This window comes from Terrimonas ginsenosidimutans (genome assembly GCF_022012415.1).
Lineage (GTDB): Bacteria > Bacteroidota > Bacteroidia > Chitinophagales > Chitinophagaceae > Terrimonas_A > Terrimonas_A ginsenosidimutans.
In genome coordinates, this window is sequence record NZ_JAKLTR010000002.1 from 159,481 (window position 1) to 184,890 (window position 25,410).

General features: G+C 45.0%; 17 protein-coding genes. 4 read left to right on the plus strand and 13 right to left on the minus strand.

Translation table 11 applies throughout. The annotated features are described in order from the left end of the window. Nucleotides 1-24 precede the first annotated feature (24 nt). The 13 genes from LZZ85_RS03285 to LZZ85_RS03345 all read right to left on the minus strand — a co-directional run bounded on the left by LZZ85_RS03285 (nt 25) and on the right by LZZ85_RS03345 (nt 21,779). On the minus strand, nt 25-2,001 hold the full coding sequence (locus tag LZZ85_RS03285) for a sensor histidine kinase (RefSeq protein ID WP_237868511.1): 1,977 nt from the start codon (nt 1,999-2,001) through the stop codon (nt 25-27). Beyond that, complete coding sequence (locus tag LZZ85_RS03290) at nt 1,998-3,968, minus strand: tetratricopeptide repeat-containing sensor histidine kinase (RefSeq protein ID WP_237868512.1); 1,971 nt, start codon at nt 3,966-3,968, stop codon at nt 1,998-2,000. Before LZZ85_RS03290 ends, LZZ85_RS03285 begins: the two co-directional genes overlap by 4 nt. A gap of 42 nt (nt 3,969-4,010) precedes the next feature. Then, nucleotides 4,011-5,408, minus strand: coding sequence for a serine hydrolase domain-containing protein (locus LZZ85_RS03295; RefSeq protein WP_237868513.1), 1,398 nt, complete (start codon nt 5,406-5,408; stop codon nt 4,011-4,013). A gap of 36 nt (nt 5,409-5,444) precedes the next feature. Next, a complete protein-coding gene (locus LZZ85_RS03300; protein WP_237868514.1) occupies nt 5,445-7,475 on the minus strand; it encodes a tetratricopeptide repeat-containing sensor histidine kinase in 2,031 nt (676 codons plus the stop codon). Continuing rightward, nucleotides 7,472-9,625, minus strand: coding sequence for an ATP-binding protein (locus tag LZZ85_RS03305; RefSeq protein ID WP_237868515.1), 2,154 nt, complete (start codon nt 9,623-9,625; stop codon nt 7,472-7,474). Before LZZ85_RS03305 ends, LZZ85_RS03300 begins: the two co-directional genes overlap by 4 nt. Before the next feature lie 14 nt (nt 9,626-9,639). After that, nucleotides 9,640-12,669, minus strand: coding sequence for an ATP-binding protein (locus LZZ85_RS03310; protein ID WP_237868516.1), 3,030 nt, complete (start codon nt 12,667-12,669; stop codon nt 9,640-9,642). A gap of 63 nt (nt 12,670-12,732) precedes the next feature. Next, a complete protein-coding gene (locus tag LZZ85_RS03315) occupies nt 12,733-13,059 on the minus strand; it encodes a hypothetical protein (RefSeq protein WP_237868517.1) in 327 nt (108 codons plus the stop codon). Nucleotides 13,060-13,077: 18 nt separating this feature from the next. Further along, on the minus strand, nt 13,078-14,184 hold the full coding sequence (locus LZZ85_RS03320) for a sensor histidine kinase (protein WP_237868518.1): 1,107 nt from the start codon (nt 14,182-14,184) through the stop codon (nt 13,078-13,080). Between the two features lie 225 nt (nt 14,185-14,409). Next, complete coding sequence (locus tag LZZ85_RS03325) at nt 14,410-14,646, minus strand: hypothetical protein (RefSeq protein WP_237868519.1); 237 nt, start codon at nt 14,644-14,646, stop codon at nt 14,410-14,412. A 10-nt stretch (nt 14,647-14,656) separates the two neighbouring features. Then, nucleotides 14,657-14,962, minus strand: coding sequence for an EthD family reductase (locus LZZ85_RS03330; protein WP_237868520.1), 306 nt, complete (start codon nt 14,960-14,962; stop codon nt 14,657-14,659). A gap of 16 nt (nt 14,963-14,978) precedes the next feature. Next, a complete protein-coding gene (locus LZZ85_RS03335; RefSeq protein ID WP_237868521.1) occupies nt 14,979-16,133 on the minus strand; it encodes an FIST signal transduction protein in 1,155 nt (384 codons plus the stop codon). 3 nt (nt 16,134-16,136) lie between these two features. Continuing rightward, on the minus strand, nt 16,137-17,309 hold the full coding sequence (locus LZZ85_RS03340; RefSeq protein WP_237868522.1) for a serine hydrolase domain-containing protein: 1,173 nt from the start codon (nt 17,307-17,309) through the stop codon (nt 16,137-16,139). A 363-nt stretch (nt 17,310-17,672) separates the two neighbouring features. Next, nucleotides 17,673-21,779: a hybrid sensor histidine kinase/response regulator transcription factor gene (locus LZZ85_RS03345; protein WP_237868523.1), complete on the minus strand. Its 4,107-nt coding sequence runs from the start codon at nt 21,777-21,779 to the stop codon at nt 17,673-17,675. A gap of 240 nt (nt 21,780-22,019) precedes the next feature. Here LZZ85_RS03345 and LZZ85_RS03350 point away from each other — a divergent pair, with 240 nt between their 5' ends. The 4 genes from LZZ85_RS03350 (at nt 22,020) to LZZ85_RS03365 (ending at nt 25,292) form a co-directional block, all read left to right on the plus strand. Beyond that, the gene (locus LZZ85_RS03350; protein ID WP_237868524.1) at nt 22,020-23,192 is read left to right on the plus strand and encodes an acetyltransferase domain-containing protein; all 1,173 of its coding nucleotides are present in this window, start codon (nt 22,020-22,022) and stop codon (nt 23,190-23,192) included. Nucleotides 23,193-23,223: 31 nt separating this feature from the next. Beyond that, nucleotides 23,224-23,727, plus strand: coding sequence for a RidA family protein (locus LZZ85_RS03355; RefSeq protein WP_237868525.1), 504 nt, complete (start codon nt 23,224-23,226; stop codon nt 23,725-23,727). Between the two features lie 55 nt (nt 23,728-23,782). Then, nucleotides 23,783-24,157: a response regulator gene (locus LZZ85_RS03360; RefSeq protein ID WP_237868526.1), complete on the plus strand. Its 375-nt coding sequence runs from the start codon at nt 23,783-23,785 to the stop codon at nt 24,155-24,157. 196 nt (nt 24,158-24,353) lie between these two features. Then, a complete protein-coding gene (locus tag LZZ85_RS03365) occupies nt 24,354-25,292 on the plus strand; it encodes an NAD-dependent epimerase/dehydratase family protein (protein WP_237868527.1) in 939 nt (312 codons plus the stop codon). Nucleotides 25,293-25,410 lie beyond the last annotated feature (118 nt).

Genomic DNA, 25,410 nt, shown 5'->3' on the forward strand with positions numbered 1-25,410 from the left:
ATGGTGGTTGCTTCGATAGTTGGTCTAATTGGTCGGTAGTTGAATGGTAAATACTGTTCGTTCTCCCTGTGTTGTTTCTGCCTTTAATTCTCCGCCATGCCCTTTAGTAATGATATCATATGACATGGATAAGCCAAGCCCCGTTCCCTGGCCTGTCGGCTTGGTGGTGAAAAATGGCTGGAAGATCTTGTCCAGCGCAGTTTGCGGGATGCCAGTTCCGTTGTCTTTTATTTGAATAAGGATCTTGCTGCCGTTTTTTTGTGTGGTCACCGTTACAGTAGGCTTGTATCCGGCGATCTGTTGTTTCCCTTTTTCGGTAACGGCATAAAAGGCATTGTTGATCAGGTTCAGTATCACCCGACCGATCTCTTGCGGCATTACACTGATCCTGCCAATGCTTTGATCAAAACTGGTTTCAAAATTTGCATTGAATGTTTTGTCTTTTGCACGTAATCCGTGGAAAGCAAGACGGAGATATTCATCACACAGCGCATTGATGTCTGTCATTTCTTTTTGCCCGCTGCTTGTGCGACTGTGTTGCAGCATGCCTTTAACGATCGCGTCGGCGCGCTTGCCATGATGGGTGATCTTTTCGAGGTTTTGTTTGATGTCATTGCCGATGGCTTTGGCTTCATCAATGTCGCCTTTATCTAATTCTTCATTCATTTCGTCGATGAGCTCATGACTGACCTCGCTGAAGTTATTCACGAAGTTCAACGGGTTTTGTATCTCGTGTGCAATGCCCGCCGTGAGTTCTCCCAGTGAAGCCATTTTTTCTGATTGTACGAGTTGGGCTTGGGTTATTTTAAGATCATCGTAAGCTGATTCGATCTGTCTTTTTGCAAGCGCCCTTTGTTTGCTGATGCGGTATAAGCCGGCGATGATGATCAGGAGGAGCAATACGCCACCCGCAAACAGGTAGTTCTTTACTTTGTTTTTGTACTCACTGATCGCTTCTTCCTTTTCGCGTTGCGCTTCGAGGCTTTTTAATTGTTGTTCATTTGTCAAGACCTGGATATTGGTAACAGCATCCTTTCCAAACAGGCTGTCCTTGTAGCTGCTTTCTATAGTCAGGTATTTAACAGCACTATCGTAGCGTTGCTGCTTCTTGTAAAGATTTGCAAGCTGGCCACTCCCTGTTAATGCTATTCCTGCCAGGTGATTTTGTTCAGCTCCATTGTAAACTTCATAGGCAGTTTTAAAGGCGGAGTCGATCTGGTTCCGTAATAGGAATACATCTGATTTGACCGATACAAAGCCGTAATAGTTTTCTAATCGTTTCCCTTCGAGTGCTGCCCGTGTGGCGATATTGAGGTAATATAATGCCGAATCCGTTTGCCCTGTTTTCAGGAAAACCCTGCCCAGTCCACCGGCACCAAGTTGGGTCCAGAGATTTTCAAAAGAGGTATGTTGTCCGGATACGTATATTTTCCGGAAAAAGTATTGGATCGAGTCTTGATCGTCAATTTTGGGCTGACCATAGTATTGCGCCAGCGAATTAAGTTGGGAGATCGCGAAGTAGCTGGTGTCTCCACTATTCGGAATACTTTTCTGATCAAGTATTACCTGTCGTCTGTCAAGGCCGGCCTTCGCCATTTTGAGATCGCCCGTTTTCATATAGATGGTGACGATCATCCGCAGTCCTCTGAATACAGATGTGCTATCACCCCGTTTTACTGCATGTGCCTGGTTGACCAATAGCAGGTGAAGCGCATCGCTCATTCTTCCATTGTTGTAATAATGTTGGGCAAGAATGTCAGTTCCCTGGTCAATACCTGGAACGTAATTGATCCGGCGGGCGAGAGCAATCGTTTCTGTAATGTGTTTTTCCGTGGAGTCACGATGGTTGAGCCATTTTTCTTCCAGCATGAATTTGATAAAATTGCTGTCAGGTTTCTTGCTCCCTTCTTCACGTCTTTTCAGATCTTCAGCGGTAGGTTGAGTAAATGCTGCTGCAGTTAGCAGGAGTAAAGAGACAGTATAGATAAGTTTCAATTTCATGCGGGCAGTTGATTTAATGGTAATTCGACGACGAAGGTGGTGCCTGTTTTTTCATGAGGGCTCACAATGATCCGGCCGCCGTGTGCTTTTATAATGTCATAGCTCAGGCTTAGTCCAAGGCCCGTACCCTGGCCTGTTGGTTTGGTCGTAAAGAATGGCTGGAAGATCTTTTCAACTACTTTTTCAGGAATGCCGTTGCCATTGTCTGTTACACTCAACACAACGAGGTTGTCTTTCTTTTTCGTGCGGATCGTAACGGTTGGTTGGTACTTCTCGCCCGATTGTTGTTTCTTTTCATTTACTGCATAAAAGGCATTGGTGAGCAAATTCATGATCACTCTTCCAATATCCTGTGGAATGATGTTGATGTTTCCGATGCTTTTGTCAAATTCCTTTTGGATGTTTGCATTGAAAGACTTGTCTTTCGCGCGCAGGCCATGATAGGAGAGACGGAGGTACTCGTCTGCCAGTTCATTCAGGTTGACTGGTTCTTTCCGGTCAGTGCTGGCGCGTGAATGCTGCAGCATGCTTTTTACAATTGTATCAGCCCGTTTGCCATGATGAAGAATTTTTTTGAGATTACCATCAATATCATCCAATATCTCATTAAATTCGTCAGTTGCTAATTTCTCCTTTTGACTTTTGACTTCCTCGATCAGTTCAGCGCTTACCTCGCTGAAATTATTTACGAAGTTCAGCGGGTTTTGTATCTCGTGAGCGATGCCTGCGGTCAATTCTCCCAGCGATGCCATTTTTTCTGATTGGATCAATTGTGCCTGTGTAGCTTTCAGGTCCTCCAGTGTTTCTTCCAGTTTCTTATTTGTTTTTTGTTTCAGCTTATTATTACGAAAAAGGATAAGGGCGATGGCGGAAAAAGCGATCAGTCCTCCGATCAGCAAATTTGTTTTTAGTTTTGTTTGATAGTTTATCTTTTCTGTGGCGAGATCCCGTTGACGCTGATCTTCTTCAAATGTCATCATCTGCAGTTGCTGATTTGCTCTGACGTTATAAAGGCTGTCGTTGGCTACGCGGTATACGCGCAGGTATTTCAGCGTGCTGTCGGCATTGCTCTTCTCGTAGATATCCATCAGCAGTTTGGCAGGTTTCAGCGCGAGGTTGTTCATGATTGTACCCTGTACTATGCTAATCGCTTTCTTTGCATAAAAACTTGCTGAATCGATCATATTGAAACGATAGAAATGCTCGGCAGTTGCCTGGTAGGTGTTATTCATGAAACGGGCGGATTTCGACTGTTCCGCATACTGAACGGCTTGTGTGAAATAAGGCGTCGCCTTTTTGTAATCGGCTTTTTTGCTGTACACCCCGCCGATGTTTGCCAACAAATAATCTTTGTATCCTTCGTCTCTGTTGGCCATGTTGTATGCCAGGGCTTTTTCTGAATACGCCAAACTGGTGTCAAGTTGGTCTGCATTAAAATAGACCGCGCCGAGATTCATTACCGGCCACATGTTGAGTGATTCGATCCGTCCTTTTGCAACATTTGCGGCAGCAGTTTTGTACAACTGCAATGCTTTCTCTGTTTCATCCCGGTCTTTATAGATATGTGCCATCTGGTTTTGCGCATATCCGAGGAGTGAGTAATTGCCGGATTGCTCAGCCAATGTGATCGCTTTGTGATGGCATTCGAGTGCTTTGATATAATCTCCTCCGAGACGGTAGGCTTGTCCTGCAAAACTCCAGGCGCTGGATTCTGCGATCAGATCATTGCTTTCCTTTCCGATCAGATACAGTTTCTGGTAAGATTCAAACATTAGGACAGGGAAACCTTCAGAGGCAGTTCCATAGATCGCGATCACCTGCGCAAACCGTTTATCAGGGTCTTTTTCTTTTTTTATGAGCTGCAATATTGAATCGATCTGTTGTCTTGTTTTTACAACAATATCTTCCTGGCTCCAGGCGAAGCTGGTGAAAAATAACAGTAACGATATGACGATCAGTTTTCTCATCTGTTTAACGGTGTTTCCAGGGATTTCTTACCGGAACGTTTGTTACAACTTTTCGATGACTGTTTTGATGCCTGCCGAGATCACCCAGGCTTTTTTGATCTTTTTGTTTTCGTCCAGTTCAAATTCAAACTGCCTGTCCGATCCGTCGCCATAAAAGAACTTTGACGCAGATTCCGGGATCAGTTCAATAGATGATCCTCCTCCGGTGCGGAACAGTTTCCCGTCTTTCAGCTCCACCAATATATCGGCCGTAGCGGTTTTGTATTTTCCGGGAAATGTTTTTAATGCGATGGAATCAAGTTTGATGGCTTTGTGTTCATACGGCATTACCACCTCTTTTCCTGCGACTATGTTTTGCAATGTAAGCGCAATGGTTGACGAATTGGACATGTTGTTGGACAGTACAATGAATGTTTGATCGGTATGGGTATTACGAGCCAGGTAAGTAACATAGCCGGGCCAGCCGCCGGAATGCGAGATGATGTTGCCGAAATCATTTTTTCCGATACCGACACCAAATCCGTAATACTTTTTTGTTGCAGTGTCCATTAGCGCCTGGCCCTTCACCATTTCCTGCTGGGTAGCTTCTTTTAATAAGGTATGGTTTTTGATCGAACGATCCCATTTCAACAGGTCTGAAGTTGTTGAATTGATGATGCCGTCACCTTGCAAACCGTCGAGGTAGATCACAAAGTTCATTTGCGGTTCTTCGTCCGGGATCATATACTTGTTTAATGAATCGTGATAGAAGAATCCATAGGCATAGTTCGGGATCGTGTCTTTTAAAGATCGCCGGGTATTGTATACACGGGTGCGGGTCATTTGCAAAGGTTTGAAGATATTTTTTGCCATGTAATCTGCGAAAGTCTCACGAGTCACTTTTTCGATGATTGAAGCAAGGATCACATAGGCGGTATTGCTGTATTCCCATTTAGTGCCGGGAGCAAACAGAGCAGGTAAATTTTCTGTTGCCAGAAAATTGATCATGTCTTTGTTGAAAGCAATCTTGTTATGATCCCATTTTTCCATCATTATTCCCATATAGTCGGGCAGGCCTGATGTATGCGTAAGCATGTTCCAGATGGTGATATTGTGATAGGGGAGTTCGGGAAAGAACTGGCGGAGCGAATCAGTCAGTTTCAGTTTCCCTTTATCGACCAGCAGTAAGATGCCAGTGGCGGTGAATTGCTTGCTGACGGATGCCAGTTCGAAAACGGAACTGTCGTTCAGTAAACGCTTTGTATTATAGTCGGCAAAACCGTAAGATTTTTGAAATATAGTTTGGCCTTTGTCAGCTATCAGAATGTTTCCATTAAAACGGAAATATTTTTCCTGTCCTGTAAGGAATTCATCCAGTTTTGAAGAAGCATTATTGGTTTGTTTCGTTTCCTTACAGGAAACAAATGTTAGCACCAGTAGCAGCGGTAATATGAATCTCATGTTTGTTTTGTCTTTAACTGTCTTGTTTATGATTTGTCAGAAAGGTAGTTCTATGTGAAAGATAGTTCCTTCCTGTTCTTTCGTCTCTATTTTAATATCCCCACCATGTGCTTTAACGATGTCATACGTTAAGCTTAGTCCCAGGCCGGTTCCCTGACCAGTAGGTTTGGTGGTGAAGAATGGCTGAAAGACCTTGTCGATAATATTTCTCGGAATGCCGTTTCCATTGTCTTTAACTGAGATGGTGATTTTATCATTGATCCGGCTTGTATTAACAGAAATGGTTGGCCGGTATCCCGGATGGCTCTGCTCCATCTTTTCTTTTACCGCGTAAAATGCGTTATTGAAGAGATTGAGTAGAACACGGCCGATGTCCTGCGGAATGATGCTTGCTTTGCCAGTGGCTGGTTCGAAGTTTGTCTCCATTGTCGCATTGAAGTTCTTGTCTTTTGCGCGGATGCCATGATAGGAGAGACGGAGGTATTCATCTGTCAGCTCATTGATGTCTGTTGGTTCTTTTTGTCCTGAACTGGTTCTGCTGTGTTGCAGCATTCCTTTTACGATCGCATCTGCGCGTTTCCCATGATGATTGATCTTTTCCAGGTTTTGTTTGATATCGGCTGAAATGGATTTTGCTTCCCCGATATCTCCTTTGTTTAGCTCTTCATTCATTTCATCGATCAGCTCAGCGCTTAGTTCACTGAAGTTATTTACGAAGTTCAGCGGGTTTTGAATTTCGTGCGCAATGCCTGCGGTGAGCTCTCCCAGAGAGGCCATTTTTTCTGACTGTATCAATTGTGATTGTGTTGCTTTCAGGTCTGCATAGGATTTCTCAATGATGGCTTTGTCTTTTCTTTGTCTTTGATAATTTCTATAGAAAAATGCGCTGAACAGCAGGAGGACGATAATTCCTCCAATGAACGAATATGTTCTGATCTTTGTTTGCGTACGCAATTGCGCAGCTTCCAGTTCCTGTACTTTGATCTGTTCATTCAGTCCGATCGATTGAAATACTTTGACTCTTTCTTCTTTATTCAGCCCGTTTTTAAAATCGAGCGTTTTCTTCAAAAAATAGTAAGCGCTGTCGGTTTGCCCTGAAGATCCGTATGCTGCCGATAGGGAGTTGTTGGCGCCGATCAATCCCAATGTGTCATTGATCACGTTATAGATCGAGAGTGCTTTGCGGGAATAGAAAAAGCTTGAATCGATCTGCCGCGAATTGAGTGCCATATCGGCCAAAGCCTGGTAAGCCATTCCTTCAAAGTCGGGGCTCTCCATTTCGATGTTTGCGATATAGCTTTTCCGGTAGTATTTTTTTGCTTCTTCGGAATTGCCTTCTTTTTCACAGATCTTACCAATAAAGTAATAGGCGAGGCCGGTGTATACTCTATGACCGGATTTTTCGGCATATTCAACAGAGTGCAGGAATGATCTTTTAGCAGAGTCTGGTTTGTTTAATCCGTTATAGGCTTCTCCGGTATTCAGGTAACTTAAGGAGGCTAATGCCTGATCCTGGAGGGTTTCATTGAGTTTCCTTACTTGTTGATGATACGCAATCGATCTTGGGTAATCTCCTGCAAAAGAATGAAGAATACCTAAATGCTGAACGGCACCTGCAAACACGGTAAGTCTTGCCAGATGAGGATCGCCACCAGATTGTAAAAGTTCGGGCTTCCAGATCCCTCGCTCTATTCCTGATTGTTCGGCTAACGCCTGTGCCTGTGATAGTGCGCGAAGACCTTCTGCATACTCGTATGTTGCTGTATACATATACCCGATCCTGCTCATCGCTTCAGCTTCCCATACCTGTTGTTTTACTTTTCGCGCAAGCCCGAGCATCGCCTGGTAGTAAGACATCGATACTGTTCGGGTCTTTTCCTGGTAGTGCATGCCTAGTTGCCTATTAAGGTACATGCTGGCTGTATCATTCGTCGTTTTTGCCAACACCTGCTTTAAGCTGTCTGCCTGCGCAATTGTAGGTTCCTTCCAGTAAATGTTAAGCTGTCCGGCTGACCAGATTGGCATCAGCAAAAAGAGAACATATATATGTTGCCTCGCTTTTTTCATTTAGTTGACGGTAGTTGAATGGTAAATACAGATCCTTTGCCATGAGTGCTGCTTACTTTCAATCCCCCGCCATGTGCTTTTACGATATCATACGAAAGGCTTAGCCCGAGGCCAGTTCCCTGACCCGCTGGTTTCGTAGTGAAAAACGGTTGGAAGATCTTCTCAATGATATTTTCCGGAATACCTGTTCCGTTATCACTTATTTCAATCTCGATTTTTCCTTGAAGTTTTTTTGTGGCGATGGATACAGTTGGTTCATATCCGGGAGGCGTTCCATTGGCAGTCTGGTTGACTGCATGAAATGCATTGTTCAACAGGTTCATAATGACCATGCCAAAATCCTCTGGGATGACATCGATTGTTTTGATACTGGTGTCAAATTTCGTTTTCAGGAAGCAGTGAGAATTACCCGGTTTCCCAAGGTAGTTGTGATAAGCAAGCCGGATATATTCATCGCACATTTGATTGATATCAGTTGCTTCTTTTTCCCCGGTACTGCGTCTGGAATATTGCAGCATTCCTTTTACTATAGCTTCAGCACGTTTGCCGTGGTGACTTATCTTGTCCAGGTTTTCTTTTATGTCAATAGCGAGCGCTTTTGCTTCCATTATTTCTCCCTTGTTCAGTTCGAGATACATCTCATCAACAAGTTCGTTGGTCACTTCGCTGAAGTTATTGACGAAATTCAAGGGGTTTTGAATTTCATGCGCAATGCCTGCCGTAAGTTCTCCGAGGCTGGCCATTTTTTCAGATTGTATAAGGTGGCTCTGTGTGGCTTTCAGGTCTTCGAGTGATTGGTTTAATGCGGCAGTCCGTTCCCGCACCTGAACTTCCAGTATTTCATTTTGCGCAGCAAGTAATTGTTGTTTTTCTTTTTCCTGCAATAGGTTTTTTGCAGAAAGCTCCTGTACTTCTTCCAGCGTTGAGCTTAGTCTTTTATTGATTGCCGAACTTTGCAGACCCAGGTAAAATGACATCCCGACCGGGAAGGCCATCTGCCCGATATAAAAAGCCAGTTGGTTTGATAGGCTGTCAATATCGGCGATATTGGCTATCACCGTAAACCCGAGATAAATGATCAGCCCGATAAGAATGATACGTGCGTCTTTCTTATGTTTTTGCATGGCCCACCAGCAAACATAGACTCCGTTTAGCAGACAGACGACAGGGTATTTATTACTAGCCCAGAAAAATGCAGGCGTGCCGTGCGTGTACATTAGTACGCATAACACCAATGCGATAGCACTTAGCATGGCAAAGGTCTTCCTGTAAGGATAGTTGAAAATGGTATAGATCGTTATCAGGATGAAAAGTGTCCCGATCATGAAGAATATCGCCTCGAAATAGTATACCCAACATGCGATAGCGACGGGGCCATATCTGTCCGCTCCCCAGACTTCGATCGGGAATGCGTTCAGGCTTAATGCCAGAACGGATATAGCATAATACAAATGCACTTTTTGTCTTTTGTCGTAAAGGAAATAGACGAGGTAAATAATTCCGGCAATCATCAGGATGCCTGCGCTAACACCGTAAATGATGATGTAGATCTTGGATTGCCACTGGTTGGCGAGGTAGTTTTCGGTTGCTTTGTTCAGCTCGCCAATACGCATTTCAAATGCCGTGAGTGCTCCGTTCATCAGGGAAATGTGAGGCATGCCCGGCTCGTAAGCGATCCTTACGGCGATCACATTTTTGCCGCCCGGATCAAAATGGATTGGGAATGGCATGGGAGAGGGGAGCCAGGCTTTTACATCATTCGGATCATTACTGATCGTTCCGTATTTTTTGATCAGGCTTCCATTCAGGAATACCGCAGATGCCGTGTATTGGATGATGTAAGCGGATAACTGTTGCTTCAAGGTTGTGCTCGCTGCGTTCACATGCAGTCTCAGCCAGATTATTCCTGACCGCCGAAGTTGGTCAAATTCTTGAATGTCTTTTTGTAGGTATGGGTCTGCTGGTTCCCATTTGCTATCGTCAAATGTTGCATTGGCGAATTGTGGGTCATCTCCCGCATACATTTTCCAGCCAGCAAGTAATGTGTCCTTATCCGGAATTCGGTTCAGGTTAAACGTGCCTATCTGCTGCGACAGGACTGAAGCCGCAGCAGATATAAGGAATGATATGAGGAGAAATAGTTGCTTCACAATGATGGTTTTAACTAGCTTACCGGAATTTGAATAATAAACGTTGATCGGTTTCCTTCTTCTGTTTTTACTTTCAATTCCCCGCCATGTGCTTTTACGATATCGTAGGAAAGACTCAATCCGAGACCAGTTCCCTGGCCTGTTGGTTTGGTGGTGAAAAATGGCTGAAAGATCTTATCAATGATCGCTTTGGGAATGCCGTTACCATTGTCTGAGACTTCTATCTCCACGGTATTGTTTGTCTTTCGAGTGCTTATAGAAACTGTCGGATTGTAGTTCCCTATTCCGGATTTCCTTTTTTCTTCAACAACGTACAATGCGTTTGTGATCAGGTTCAGCAAAACTCGGCCAATATCCTGCGAAATGACGTTGATATTTCCGATGGTGCTGTCGAAATCAGTTTGGAGTGTTGCGTTGAAGTTTTTATCTTTTGCTCTTAAGCCATGATAAGCCAGACGCAGGTATTCATCCGCCAGTGTATTGATATCCGTGGGAGTCTTTTGTCCTTTGCTTGACTGTGAATGTTGCAGCATGCCTTTTACGATCGAGTCAGCACGTTTGCCATGATGATGGATCTTTTCCAGGTTTTGGATCAGGTCATCGGCTATTTCGATGGCGATGGTTGTATTTCCATTCGCCAGTTCTGTTTTCATTTCATCGATGAGTTCCTTGCTGACATCGCTGAAATTATTGACGAAGTTCAACGGGTTTTGAATTTCATGCGCTATACCTGCGGTGAGTTCACCCAGGCTTGCCATCTTTTCAGATTGTATCAATTGTTTCTGCGCCGCTTGCAGATCGTAGAGGGCGTTCTCTGCTTTTTGTCTCGCCTGCTTGATCTCTGTCACATCCTGCTGCGCTTTCAGTGCCTGTGCTTCCGCTTTCTGAAGGTCAAGGAATCTCGTATAGGTTTGTTCGAATACTACAGCAAACCGTTTGAAGATATCGTGCAATGCGGGGACTTGTTCATAAGTGATAAACATCAGGTATCCCTGCGTAAAAAAAGCAACATGGAAGATCTGATAGGAAGGTAATGCGATTCCTGCTTTTTGAAAATCTCTCAATATCTGTCCTGCTATGGGAAGTGAATCGATATATTGGTAATGTTCTGTGAGTTCCTGACCACCGATCTCTTCGATATATAAGGTTTCGCCTTTTTGCAGCGCATCATAGATCCGTTTATAAACATCCTGATTACTTGGTGTTCTGAACGCTTCGGCGATGCCGATCTTTGTGCCATTCCAGGAAGTGGCCCATTGTTTATCATCGTCCCAGATGTTAAATCCATAATTCCAGGAAACATCTCCCGTGAGTATGGCAACCTGCTGGAACATTACATTGGCAGCTTCTATCAGCTCGTTACTGTTCTGCATGGCCATGGTACGTGCCCGTACGCGTTCCAGTGCCAATTGGATCTGCGATTCCCTTGTCTGCGCTTCTGCTTTTTGCAGATCAAGAAAACGGGTGTAAGTCTGCTCAAAGACTTTAGCAAAACGAATAAAGATATCATAAGATTCCGGCGCGGGATCTAACGTAATAAATAGCAAGTATCCGTATTTGAAGTAAATAGCGTGATCTGTTTGCTGTGTCGGAAATGATCCGCCGGCAGCCAGCATTCCTCTTAACGCATCTCCCATCACCGGAATGGTGCAGAGATACTCATAGTGCGTTATACACTCTTCGCCTTTGAAAGTTTCAACATGGATCGGAGCTCCCGTCTGACCTGCTTCGTAATATCGGAGAAAGAGATTCTCTCTTGGGGTTTTGTACGCAGGCAGGGTGCCTCGTTCGGAGCTGAACCATTCGGTAGAATCATTTTCGCCATAGATATTAAAAGCGCAACCCCAGGTTTCAATACCCAATGCCCGCACCTGGCTATCCAAAACGAAAGATGCATCCGCAAGCTCGTTGCTATGCTGCATGCCCATTGTTCTCGAACGGACTTTCTCGAGTGCGTTTTCAATTCTCGCTTCTCTCGCCTGTGCTTCTGCTTTCCCGAGGTCAAGAAAACGTGTATAGGCCTGCTGGAAAACATTTCCAAACCGCATAAGCGTAGCGTTCTCTTCATCTGTATAGGGAATGCCGGAGAAGTTTTCGATATACACGCCGATGTTCTCCAGCAGTACAGTTGAGATCGCGAGACCGGGGCAGGTAAAATAATATTCATTTGCTTCAGCCGGTAGTTCGGGAAAGAAGGTAAACAGTTTTGTATAAAAACGATTTTTTTCGTCAAAGTCAAGATGGTTGGCAAAGAAATTTGCGCCTGTTTCTCTTGCTGTAAGAAAGCTGTTCCAGTGTGGTGAATCAAAATAGGGAATGGTAATCTTTGACGGGATCTTATAGTGATCAGCGATCCAAAGTTTCATTGTATCGCCGCTCTTATAGTCAATAATGAACCCGGCATGTTCAACTGGCATCCCGATATAGATCAGTTGCTGGTATAGTACACGGATGATCTCTTTGAGTTCGCTGCTGTGATGCATAGCCATGGTGCGGCTTCTCACTTTCTCGAGGGAAGTTTCAATTTCCAGCTCCCGGTTTTTTATAACCAGATCTGCAGTCCTTTCCGCAACCAGTTTTTCGAGCGCGTCGGTTTTCTTCTTCCAGTCGTCAATGCCGAATGTATCTGAATCTGATTGGACCATTTCCGGTTTTGATGCATGCCAGTGAACCAGTTTCCATTTGCCGCTTATGTATTCCATGACAGCGGAGGAGCGGATCCCAAGAATGATTGTTTCAGTGCCGGTTTTTATCTTCACCGCAACGTGCTCAACAAAGACTGCAACGTTATCATCTGCACAATAGTTCCGGTATACAGGCGTACGGGAAAAATGTAGCTCAAGTCCGGCACTTTGGTCTTTTTGCCGGCGGATCAGGGTTCGAAGACCATCCAGGTCAAAAAACAATTCATCTGCCGTGGTTCCGACGATCATTAAATGCTCAGCGAAATAGTTTTGAAGCAAATCGTCTGGTTCTAGTCCCCATCCGATTGCGCAGACTCGGTCAAGAGCTTCATTCAGCAATATTTCCTTTTCCGGGTTCATGTTTTATTTTTAGATGGGGCGTTGATGATAAATGTGGATCCTTCGTTTTCTTTGGATGGAACGTCAGTTCGTATGTCTGTGGGACAGATGAAAATCAACACTATTTCTGATCATGTATCCGTAAAAGTGGATGACGTGTTCGCGGCCTTCTGTAGTGGTTCGAACGCTGTTAAAGATGCGCGTGTCTTTTGTATAACAATTGCCTGCTTTTACAGAATCTGAATTTCGTAAAGCTTCTGCGAATAGTCCGCTCTGAATATCTATCTCTTTTATAGCTGCGAGGGAGTCAAACATTAGGGTTCCTTTTCTCAATTGATTAAAACCGGTCATTGTTGCCAAGGTTAAGAACAGTAGCAACGTTGAAGCAGGAATGTTTTCGTAAGATTTCATATTGTCTTTTGTAATGAGTTATTTGGTGTTTGGTAGTGTGATGGTAAAGAGTGATCCTTCTCCTTCTTTCGTTTCGGCTTTTAATTCACCGCCATGTCCTTTTGCAACGATGTCATAACTCAGGCTCAATCCTAAGCCTGTTCCCTGCCCGGTTGGTTTAGTGGTGAAGAATGGTTGAAATATTTTGTCGATGATCTGTTGCGGTATGCCATAGCCATTGTCAGATACTGCAATGGTTGCTTTGTTTCCGCAGTGTTCTGTTTTTATGGAAACGGTTGCGTCATATCCGGGTATTTGTCTTTTTTTCTTTTCATTAACGGCATAAAAGGCATTGGTCAGAATATTCATGATCACTCTGCCCATATCCTGCGGAATGATATTGACACCGGTAAGTGACGGATCGAAATCTGTAATTATGGTTGCATTGAATGTATTTTCTTTCGCCCTTAATCCGTGATAACAAAGCCTGACGTATTCTTCGCACAGTGCATTAATGTCGGTTAGTTCTTTTTGCCCGCTGCCTGTGCGGCTGTGTTGAAGCATCCCTTTTACAATGCCGTCGGCGCGTTTGCCATGATGGTTGATCTTTTCAAGATTTTGTTTGATGTCTTCCGCGATCTGCAAGGCTTCTTCGTGGTTTCCGTTTTTTAATTCTTCTTTCATTTCATCGATCAGTTCGGCGCTGATCTCGCTGAAGTTGTTGACGAAGTTCAGCGGGTTCTGGATCTCATGTGCGATACCGGCAGTCAGTTCTCCCAATGAAGCCATTTTCTCGGATTGAACGAGTTGTTGTTGTGCGGATTTTAATTCTGTCAATGATCTTTCTAGTGCGGCGTTAGTGTCTTCTACGGCTTTTCTTTTTTGTTCGAGTTCTTCTATGGTTTCTTCCAGGAGGATGGCTGTTGTTTTTTTTACTTTTCCGGTTCTGTCCAGTTTAAAGTCGGTGATGGCCCATTGCTTATCGGCGTCAGTAATGGCTTTAAGCAGGGCGGCTTTCTCTGCTTCGGGAAGGTCTGCTGGTTCTAGCAGTTTCTTTATATTTTGGAGGTGTGGGTTCAAAAGGATGAAAGTTTTAGGTAATAACAGGTACGGGTATGAATATGGATTACTTTTTACGAGTTTCATATAGATAGTTGGGCGGCGTACGAGTATCGCAAAGTGCGCGAAGGGCCCCAATGGACGCAAGGGTGTTCAGTTTATCACGATGCTTTGCGCTCTTTGCGTGACCTGGCGCTCTTTGCGATACTCCTACGCCGTTCTCTTTGTAAGATATCTTCATCTTTCTTTTAACGCTACAACGCAGGTAGTGAGGTTATGCTTTCAAGATTACCACCGGTCGCTCTTCCCAATTCAGCATTGGAGAACGATGGCGCCCATCCCGGTATCTCCATCGATAAATTCTCCATTGGTACTTGCGCCGAAAATGGAAACACCAGCATCAGATAATATTTTGGTCACTGCTTTATGATCCTGTTTCCGGGAGATAAAGACAGTTGCCAGCGTGGGCTTGAAACCTTCTTCCATTTTTTTTGCAAGAGCTGATCTGATCTCTTCCGGTGAGTTGCCTTTGATCGAGTTCGCTTTCATGTCTGCTGATTTAGTTTTCTACAATACCAACAATGATCTTCACGCCGCCTGTGGCGAAATTTGACAGATCAGCGGCCATAGCTTTGCCTTCTTCTGAAGCCATTGCCCGTTGCATGGTTTCTCCGCTTTCAAAGCAGAGTTCGGCCATCCGGTAATAGACCGGCGCACTGCCGTCTGCGTTCTGCAGGAACCTGGTATATTCTTTTTTGACGATACCTGCTGTCTTATTTACAAGAGGGTCGTGTGTTTCTTTATAATATTTCTCAAACTCTTCCGGGCTGGAAGGATGGCCGTATAAAACAGTTGCTTTGATCATGCTATCTGGTTTAAGGTTATTTTTCTTTTAATGCTACCCAGCTGCAAGTGGTAGAGTGAAAAACATTGTCATTTACCGGATCTTTCCCATATTCTCCATAGGAAAAGAAGCCCGCCATTGGAACATCCCACAGCCTGTGTAGACCATCATTTTCTTCCTGGATCATTGGGCCAAGAGCTGTCCGTCTTCCAAGACAGGAGAAGACAAGCAGGGCATCGGCAGAGGCACTTTCTTGTTGTTTTAGTTCTGCTGCCTTGTTTAAAACTGATTCCACGATATCGAAATCAGGAGGAAGGGTGAACTGCAGCTGTTTTCCTTCAGGAATAGCAAAGTCTAACCTGACGGCTTTTCTTTCGTTGTCTATGATCATTGGTGTTCGCAGTGACGGCTCTCCTCCATCTACCGAAAGAAAAGGATAATAGAAGGCGATGTTCTCGCGGAAGTTGGATGAATTGACTTCTGTGTCGATCGATTGTCCCAGATAGCGCAAATACATATCCAGTGCAGGTTGATCGTCAATCATTAACAACCATTCGCCATCCGCCTTTGTAACAGTTCTTACTTTTCCAAGGGGTTTCCAACCGGAAATGGCCATTCCGTGCAGATCGATCCTGTCGTTATCCAGCGCAAGTATGATAAAACCTTCGTCTGTTGTTTGATGATTGGTAAAAATGAAAGTGCCTTCCAGAAGATAGTCGTCTCCCGACATCGCACCGAATACAGGCGTTTCGTTTCCTGCTTCCTCAACAATTCCATGGATCAATCTATCGCTTTCGTACATTTTTCCTGTGCTCGAAAAGGAGGTGCTGCACACGATAAAGGCCGGACGGCTGAAGGTTTGTTTCGCACTGTTTACAGCATCTTTTGCGGCGATGATCACATCGGTGTCTTTTGTTTCACTGAAAATGATCTGGTAATATTCTTTGCTGAGATCCAATAGCAGGATCGCGATAGCGCCATCACTCTGGTGATTATCGATGAATTCCCCGGCTGATGTTGCCCCGATAATGTCAATGCCAGCGCTGTTCAGGATATCGCATAGCGCGTCTCTGTTTTGTTTAACAGAAATGAATACGATGGCCAGCGATGGCGTAAAGCCATCCTGCAAGCTTTCATTCAAAGCTGACCTGATCTCCTCTGGCGATTCGCCTTTTATCGATTTGGCCCGCATGCGTTATTTTTTATCAATTGATGAAATGATCATTTTCATGAATTCACCCATTTTGCTGTCGTCCATCCATCTTGCAACAACGACGAGGTCATGTTCGTTATCCACTACAATGTAGTTCCCGCCAAAACCTGCCGCGTAGTATACTTCGGGTGAAACATCTTTCCATTTCTGTGTTGTATTCATCCACCACATATAACCATATTCTTTATTCGGGACGGACGGTTTGTGTGCTTCACTGATCCATTTTTCAGAAAGCAATTGCTTGCCTTTCCATTTTCCTTTTCTGAGGAACAATAAACCAAATCTTGCATGGTCGAGGGTATTGATAAAAATGCCTCCGCCGTGATGACCGCCGCCGCTTACGCTTTGCATCATGATACCATCGATGTTTACGAAGGTGTTGTCATAGCCATACCATCTCCAGGTGGTTGATGCGCCGATGGGATCCATCACTTTTTCTTTCAGGATCACCGGTAAAGGTTTGCGGTATACCTGCAGCAATGAATAAGCGAGAAGGTTTACACGAACATCGTTGTACTTGAACACCGTTCCCGGCTCCTGCAGCTTCCTGTTCTTCCAGTCATCAATGCCGCCTTCTCTTGGCGGACGGTCGGCCCAGTCATGCAGACCGAATAGGGAACCGCTCCAGTCAGATGACTGGTTAAGCAGGTGCTCCCAGGTGATGGTTGAATTATGTTGACCTGTATAACTGTCGTCCCAAACGTAATTGGATACGCGGTCGTGAACAGACCGGATCAGGCCGTCATCAACCGCCAGCCCTGCAACGGTGGATAAATAACTTTTGGTGGCGCTGAAGGTCATGTCCACTCTTTTTACATCACCCCATTGAGCAACGATGTATCCGTTTTTGATCACCAGACCTGCGGGGCCACCTCTTTCTTTCATAGGTCCGTTGATGGCGTAGCCCGGTTCTCTTGCATACGATCTCAGGTTGGCGATACGAAGATCCTTCTCCACTTTGTTTTCGCTCCGTAAGGCAAATGCAATGGCACTGTCAACCTTTGTTTGGTTCATGCCGGCCTGTTGCGGCGTTTTTGACTGCCAGGCTGTATCCGGGTAATAGATAGATTGAGCAGTCGCTGCTGCGTATATAAACAGGAGAAGGAATGTTGTAAAATAGTAAGTGATCTTCTTCATGATAATGACTGGTTTCATTTTCTGATGCGTTTTTTGTGGTTCTTCTTTTTTTTCTGCGTTGGTCAGGTCGTTATAATAGTTTGGGTTTGGCGTAGGTCCCGGCAGATCTCGCTGATTTTAAATGTCTTCCCTGGAAAATTTATGCCTCTTCTGATAATTATTTTTTCGTTAACGCAGATTACGCGGATAAGTGTCTGATAATGGAGCCTAATCTGCGTGTTCTGCGGTGTTACACAAAAACATTTGCTATATCATCGTACACGTTCTGAGATCGGCCAGATAAGATCTGCGTAATCCGCGGGAAACTACGCCGGTCAATCAAAGAAATACACATTACGAGGGGACGGTTGGTTGTTCGATTGATAGGATTTTTTGCCGGACTTACTTTACACTACTCATATTCTCTGCTCTCCAGTCCTGCGGAGCTGAGCCCGTGTCCTGTTTAAATACACGTGCGAAATAACCGGGATCACTATAGCCGCAGTCCAATGCGATCGACGCGATACTGTCTGATGTTTCTCTTAGTAGCTCTTTCGCTTTGTTCAGCCTCACAACGCGGATAAACCGGTTAGGAGAATGGCCTGTTAGTGCATCCAGTTTGCGGTGCAGTTGCGAGTGGCTCATGAATATGAGCTTGCACAGCTGTTCAACAGTGAAGTCCGTATTGGTCAGATTCTCTTCAACTGCTGATCTGACCTTTCTTACAAACGCATCTTCCGTTTTGGTTTCTTCCGGAACAGAGACAGGCTCTTCGACCAGGTTTTCAACGGAAGGAGAACTGATACCTGCTTTTCTTAAGTAATAAGCCTGTAAGGTGAGGCGGAGCTCCAGCAGTTTTTTGATCCGTACCTGTAATTCTTCCTGCTGGAAAGGCTTTTCGAGATAAACGTCGGCGCCTTGTTGCAATCCTTCCAGCTTGCTTGCCAGGTCTGCTTTTGCTGTGAGCATGATGATCGGGATATGGCTGGTACGTTCATCCTGTCTTAACTGGCGGCAGAGTTCAAAGCCGTCTACAAATGGCATCATCACATCCGTGATGATCAGGTCAGGGATGATCTCTGTGGCGATCGCAATGCCTTCTCTTCCATCCTTTCCAATGGCGAGGCGGTATTCAGGAATACAGGATGCGGTGTACGCTACAACATCCGGATTGTCCTCTACCAGCAGAATGGTCGGCGCTGTGCCATTATTATGATGGTGTTGGATTTCTAATGCGTGAGTCTCCTTGAAGACGTTAACCGGCGGCTCTTTTCCGGTTGAGATCAGCTGATTGACCTGTGTCAATGCCTCATCGGTTTTTAACAGAGGGATAGTGATCGTGAATTCGGTTCCTTTATTTGTTCCGCTTGCGGGACTTTTTACCGCGATCTCGCCACCCATTAATTTTACGAGTTCTTTTGTAAGCGCAAGCCCGATGCCCGTGCCCTCCGCTTTACGGGTATGGCTATTGTCCAACTGATAGAACCGGTCGAAGATATGCAGCAACTGATCTTCCGGGATGCCGATGCCGGTGTCCTTTACTTTGATGAGGAGGGTGACTTCCGGCTCGCCGGGATCAGTTTCTGTTTTAGCTACATTGATATAAATGTTTCCTTTTTCCGGCGTAAACTTCAATGCGTTTGACAACAGGTTGACGATGATCTGCCGCATTTTTTCCGGATCATACGAAACATATAGTGCGTCGATATCAGTTAAGAAGTGGAATTGCTTTTGCTCGCCTTCTCCGAATGAATGAAATGATTCTACGATATACCGGAGGAAATTGATAATGTCTCCACTGGACAGTTGAAGCTGCATCTTTCCTGTTTCCAGTTTTGACAGGTCGAGCATTTCATTCACAAGGTTGAGCAGGCTTTGTCCGTTACGGATGATCATGTTCATCCGGCTGTCGAACTGTTCATTGGGATTATTCACAACCTGTTGAGCCATTCCCATGATCACGGTGAGTGGTGTTCGGAACTCGTGCGTAATGTTTGTATACAATTGTGTTTTGGCAGTGTCTAATTCTTTCACCCGCTTGCCTTCCAGTTTTTCGAAGTTCAGTTGTGCTTTCAACCTTTCCCTGTTCACGCTGAATTTGAAATATGCTCTGATGGCCAGCAACACGAGTACCGCATAAGCAAGATAAGCCCACCAGCTGAGCCACCATGGGGGCAGGATCTTTATGTTCAGCTCATGGATCTTATCACTCCAGATACCCTGGCTGTTACTGCCCTGCACTTTGAACGTATAATTTCCGGAAGGGAGATGCAGGTAGGTGGCTGTTTGTCTTGTGCCGCTTTCCACCCAATCGTTATCGATCCCTACTAATTGATAGCGGTATTTGTTCTGTGATGGGGCGGTATAATCAAGTGAACTGAATGTTAGGGTAATTATATCCTGCTGATGATCCAGTGTGATCTTTTTTGTTTGCTCAATGGTATTTTCCAGTACGCCTGTTTGATCACCTGCCGATACCGGTAAGTTGTTAACAAGAATTCCTGTAATGAATACATTGGGAGTGAATCCGGAACTGAGAATCTCTTTCGGGTTAAATACATTCAAACCATTAACACCACCGAAGGCCAGGTTCCCGTTTTTTAATTTAGCATAAGAGCCGGTATTGAATTCGTTGTCTTGCAAACCATAGGATTTGGTGAAATTTCTGAATGACCATTTCGTACTGTCGCCGGTCTTATTTGCCATCAGGCAGAACAAGCCATTGTTCGTACTTCCCCAGATATTGGCGTCATTATCGGATAGAACACCATAAACTACATCGTCCGGTAATCCGTTTTTGGTGGTCAGGTGAAAGAAATTACCTGTTTTTTTATCCAGCCGGTTCAGCCCGCCTCCTTTGGTACAGATCCACAGGTATTGATCCGGCTTTGACGGGTCGTTCATGAAACAGGCCACATGATTATAGCTAAGTGAATTGCGGCTGTTGCTATTATTGTAGTACCATGTTATCTGATCCGGCTTGTTTTCTTTATTCAGCCTTACACTGGCAAAGCCTTCCTGTGTGCCTATCCAGTAGGTTCCCTGCCCGTCGTCATATAATGCAGTAATGACGGCCTGGGGAAGGATAGATCTTGAAACTTTTGTATTAATGCTGAAGCTGTCGATCCTTTTAGTGGCTGGATCGATGAGCGCAAGTTTTCCTCCACGGCCTGGAAACCAGATCCGGCCCTTTCGATCTTCCACGATCAGTTGTTTTTCACCGGCACCAGCATGACGTGTCAGTAAGGGATATTCCGTTAACTCTCCGGAACGGGTGTAATGCAGGAAGCCTTTTTTTTCTGTTCTGAACCAGAAGTCGCCTGTTTGAGTAATGGCGAAATTATCCAGTTCGTCAAATGGTTGCCTGGCAGGGAAAGGATTTTTTTGCGCGGAGTCCTGGGTTAGTTTTGTCCATTCATGCTGGTAGTTGCCGGCAAAGATATTGCCTGCGGCATCAGGGACGATCCATCTCACGCTTGTACCGGCAAGCAATGTTTTGAATTTGCTGGTAGCAACATTGTATTTACGAAGACCGTATCCGGCGGATCCCGACCATAATATACCTGAGCGATCGAGGATAAATGGATACGCGATCGGTGTATGTTCTCCTAATTTGAGATCCCATTGAAGTTCTTTTTCCTCTTCCAGTCTGCTGATATCATAAGAGCCGCATTCGCCATAGTAATTATCACTTAATGGTTTCCACTCGCGCAGAACGATGTTGCCGGCTCCGTATCTGGCGGTGTCAAATAAAGGCGACAGGATTTTCTTTCCGTCCGACAGGTAAACGTTCCGGTTAATAACAACGCTTCCGTCCTGGGTCAGTATTCCGGTATGCAGGAGCTGACCATTTTCCAGTTTGACAAAACTGTTCCTGGCGGGGTCAAAGCGATAAACCGAACGGTCCATTCCGCCAACCCACATCTGATCGTCCTTATCCTTTCCCAATCCGAAAATGGTAACGTCGTCAGGCAGCGTCAGCCGGGTGATATGAGGTTTTGCTTCTCCCGTAGCGGGTAGATCAACGATATTCAATCCTGCGCCATCTGCGGCTACGAGCATACGGCCGTCGCGGAGTTCATCCATAAGGCGGATCGTATTGCCGGATAGACTGGCTGGATCGGAGATCTTATTAGCGATACGCACAAATTTTCCGGATCTTTTGTCATACACATTCAAACCGGCATCCTGGGTGCCGATCCAGATCCTTCCTTTTGAGTCTTCGAAAAGCTTTAAGATGGTATTACTGCTGAGACTTTTGGGGTCGTAGGGGTCAGTCGAAAAAACTTTGAAAGAGTAGCCGTCATACCGGTTCAGTCCATTCTTGGTGCCCACCCAGATGAAACCTTCGCGGTCCTGTAGAAGATCAAACACCATCCCCTGTGAAAGCCCCTGCGCTGTGGAAATGGTCTGGTAGGCCGGCTGCAGGTTTTGGGCGATGCATGGCATACCCGTCCATAAAAGGAACAGGAGGAATAAGGTTCTTAAAGCAGTGGATGGTGTGGGCATCTTCCTAAAGGTAAAGTAAAGGCATAGGCTTCCGCTTTTAGCCAAAAGAAATCAAGGAGATATGCGGATAAAATGGTGAAAAAATCCCAGCTGTGGAGAATTTGTCCGGGTGTACGCAGTAAATCGTCAGGGGAAAAGTGAAAAACTACTCACAGAAATCTGCTGATGAGCAGACCTTTATATCATCCCCACCCTTGAGAGTATCAGTTCGCATCCGCCTTATCCCTTTTACCAGCCACCATGACCAACACACTGCCGCAGAACCGTATATCGTCTATCGACCTGTTGAAAGGACTCGTGATGGTTGTCATGGCGCTCGATCATGTCCGGGACTTTTTTCACTACTCGACTTTTTTCTTTAACCCGATGGATCCAACTCAAACAACGGTTCCAATTTTCTTTACCCGGTTCATCACGCATTTTTGTGCGCCTGCGTTCAGTTTCCTGGCCGGACTTTCCGCTTTTATGAGTGGGCGGAAAAAGTCGAAGGGCGCACTGTCGGCCTTTTTATTGAAAAGAGGACTCTGGCTGATATTGCTGGAATTCACGCTCGTCATTTTTGGATGGGCTTTTGATCCAACTTTTAGCATGAATAATATTGCAGTCATCGCCTGCCTCGGCATGAGCATGATGCTGCTGGCGGCATTGATCCATTTGCCGCGCACCGTTTTACTGGTGTTATGCTGTCTCGTGATTGTTGGTCACAACCTGCTGGATCCGATCAACCTTCCGGAAAACTTTCTCTGGTCGGTCATTCACCAGCAAAGTGTATTTCAGTTCGGCAACGTTAAGTTTTATGTGGATTATCCCATCATTCCCTGGTTTGCCGTCATGGCCCTGGGCTACTGCTTCGGACCGCTTTATAGTACAGGATTCGATTCCCGGCACCGGAGACAATTATTGACCACGATAGGAATCGCCGCCGTTTGCCTGTTCTTTTTGTTAAGATGGCTGAATATATACGGAGACCTGTTGCCATGGACTGTGCAGGCGACAGCTGTCAGAACATTCTTTTCTTTCCTGAATGTGACGAAATATCCACCATCTCTGTTGTACCTGTTGCTCACACTTGGCTGCACGATGATCTTTTTAGGGGTCAGTGAGAATTTTAAAGGCAGGGTGGTCCATTTCTTTACGACGTTCGGGCGGGTACCTTTCGTTTATTACCTGCTTCATTTATACCTGATGCATGTGCTTGCTGTGATATATGGACTTGCATCAGGGCACGGATGGAAACTGCTGTCATTGCCCGACTGGTTGCCTGAGATCCGAAGTATGAGAGGCTATGGAACAAACCTGGTTGGCGTTTATCTCGTGTGGATCCTGGTGATCGCTATCGCTTATCCAATATGCAGATGGTATGACAGATATAAAAATGCTCATAAGGAAAAATGGTGGTTGAGTTACCTGTAAAAACGAAGATTAACTGAATAAATAAACAAACATGATCAAACAAATCCTATTCATCTTAACACTTATCACGGTTGTTACAACAACCGGCTGCAACAATGCTGATACGTCAAAAGACCCAACAGCTGCATCTGCTGAAAAAACATTTGAAGTGCCTGACTATTTTATTCTCCGACCGGTAGCAGAAAAAGCGTACGGTTACACACACGCTGTCCGTATAGGAAATGAGATCAGGATCTCCGGGGCCGTAAGTATGGATGATGCAGGAGTGCCAACAGCGAAAGGAGATATGACGCAGCAGATGAAGAATTGCTATAGTGATCTTGATAAGATCTTAAAACACTACGGTTGCAGTTTTGATGACGTGGTAGTTGAAAATATTTTCACGACGAATATGCCGGATTTTTTAAAGGTCTCGGGCTACCGGAATGAGATCTATAAAAAACATTACCCAACGGGCTCGTGGCTGGGAGTGCGTGAACTGGCGTTACCGGAGTTTTTGATCGAGATTGAGCTGGAAGTGTATAAAGCGCGGTGAGGCAGGGGCTGCGATTGATTTGCCCTATGCTGCCACAGTAAATAAAAATAAAGACATGAAAGTTTTAGTAGTAGATGACGAAACGGACGTGCAAATGTTATTTGAACAACGCTTTCGTAAAGAGATCAGGAACCAGGAGATCTCGCTCGCTTTTGCGTTTTCAGGTCCTGATGCATTGGAGTATCTCGATAAGAGCGGAGACAGACCCACGTTGATCTTATCTGACATCAATATGCCGGGAATGAGTGGATTGCAGTTGCTTGAGCAGATCAAACAGCAATTTACCGCGCCACCGCCCACTGTAGTAATGGTGACGGCTTACGGAGATGCAGAGAATTACAACATGGCCAAGAAACTGGGAGCGGATGATTTTCTGACAAAACCTGTCGACTTTGTTGCCTTGAAGGAAAAGCTTAGGTCATTGTCGTAAGCAGATAGATGCAGGATTTTAAGCTGCCAGATGCGTGTTTCTTGCTAGCCTTGATCTTTAAATGTTGCTGGCGTAGGTTTCCCGCAGATCTATATTGATCGAGTATCTGCATACCTGGTACCCGTCTGCGTAAATCTGCGGGAACCTTACGCCAACCGGGTTGATTTTTTTCAGCATTCATTATAAAACCTTAATTATGAAAAAAGCAGGTATTATCGGTGGTTCAGGCTTCATCGGAAGTTATGTTACCAAAGTTTTTCTCGACAATGGTTACCAGGTGAAGGTTTCTTCAACTGATATTACAAACAAAGAGAAGTATCAGCATCTGATGTCGCTTAAGCATTCAGATAGAATTGAGTTCGCTCCGCTTAATGTTGAGGATAAAGAAGCGCTCCGCAGTTTTGTATCCGGATGTGATATCGTTGTGCATGGTGGTACGCCTTTTCAACTCAGTGTGCAGGATCCGCAAAAGGATCTTTTTGATCGTACCATAAAAGGGACGGAGAATTTCCTGGAAGTGGTTAGTCAGACACCAGGTATAGAAAAAGTGGTGTTGATCGCTTCTGTTGCCAGCTGGAATACCAACTTCCCGATGCCGGCAGGAGGGAAGTCTTTTACTGATTCGTTTGATGAAAATGATACGAGGTTCATCAGCAACGAAAGTCATCCCTATGCGCAGGCCAAATACCTCGTGCACCAGGCAGTGGAGAAGTTCATTACTGAAAAAAGCGGACTTTCTTTTGAGATCACTTCAGTATCTCCGGTGATGGTCATGGGGAGATCCTTATCTACCAGGCAGGATTCCACTTCCAGTGGTCTTCAATATCTGATTAAGAACAAGATTGCCCCGGATCCGTTTATTCAGGCGATATATGATAATGATCTTCCTTTAACGATCGTTGATGTAGAAGATGTAGCGCGGGCAATATTCAACGCGGCAACAACGAAAGGTCTGCATGGTAAGGATTATTTGCTGACGAGCGAAACATATAAAGCATCTGATGTGAACCTGATGTTGAATCACTATGCGCCGAAAGAGAATGGAGCTGTCATATATCAGAATGCCCGCGCCACAACTGATCTCGGCGTGCAGTTCAAGCCCGTCCGGGAAACATTGGCAAATTATTCTAACTGAGCGGCGGGTGGTGCCATGAATTAAGTTAGTGGGCGGACACATTTTTAACTCTGCCGTCATTCTTTCCCGCTGGTTACGCTGGTAAATTTCTGATATCAGGGACTGATCTGCTTTATCT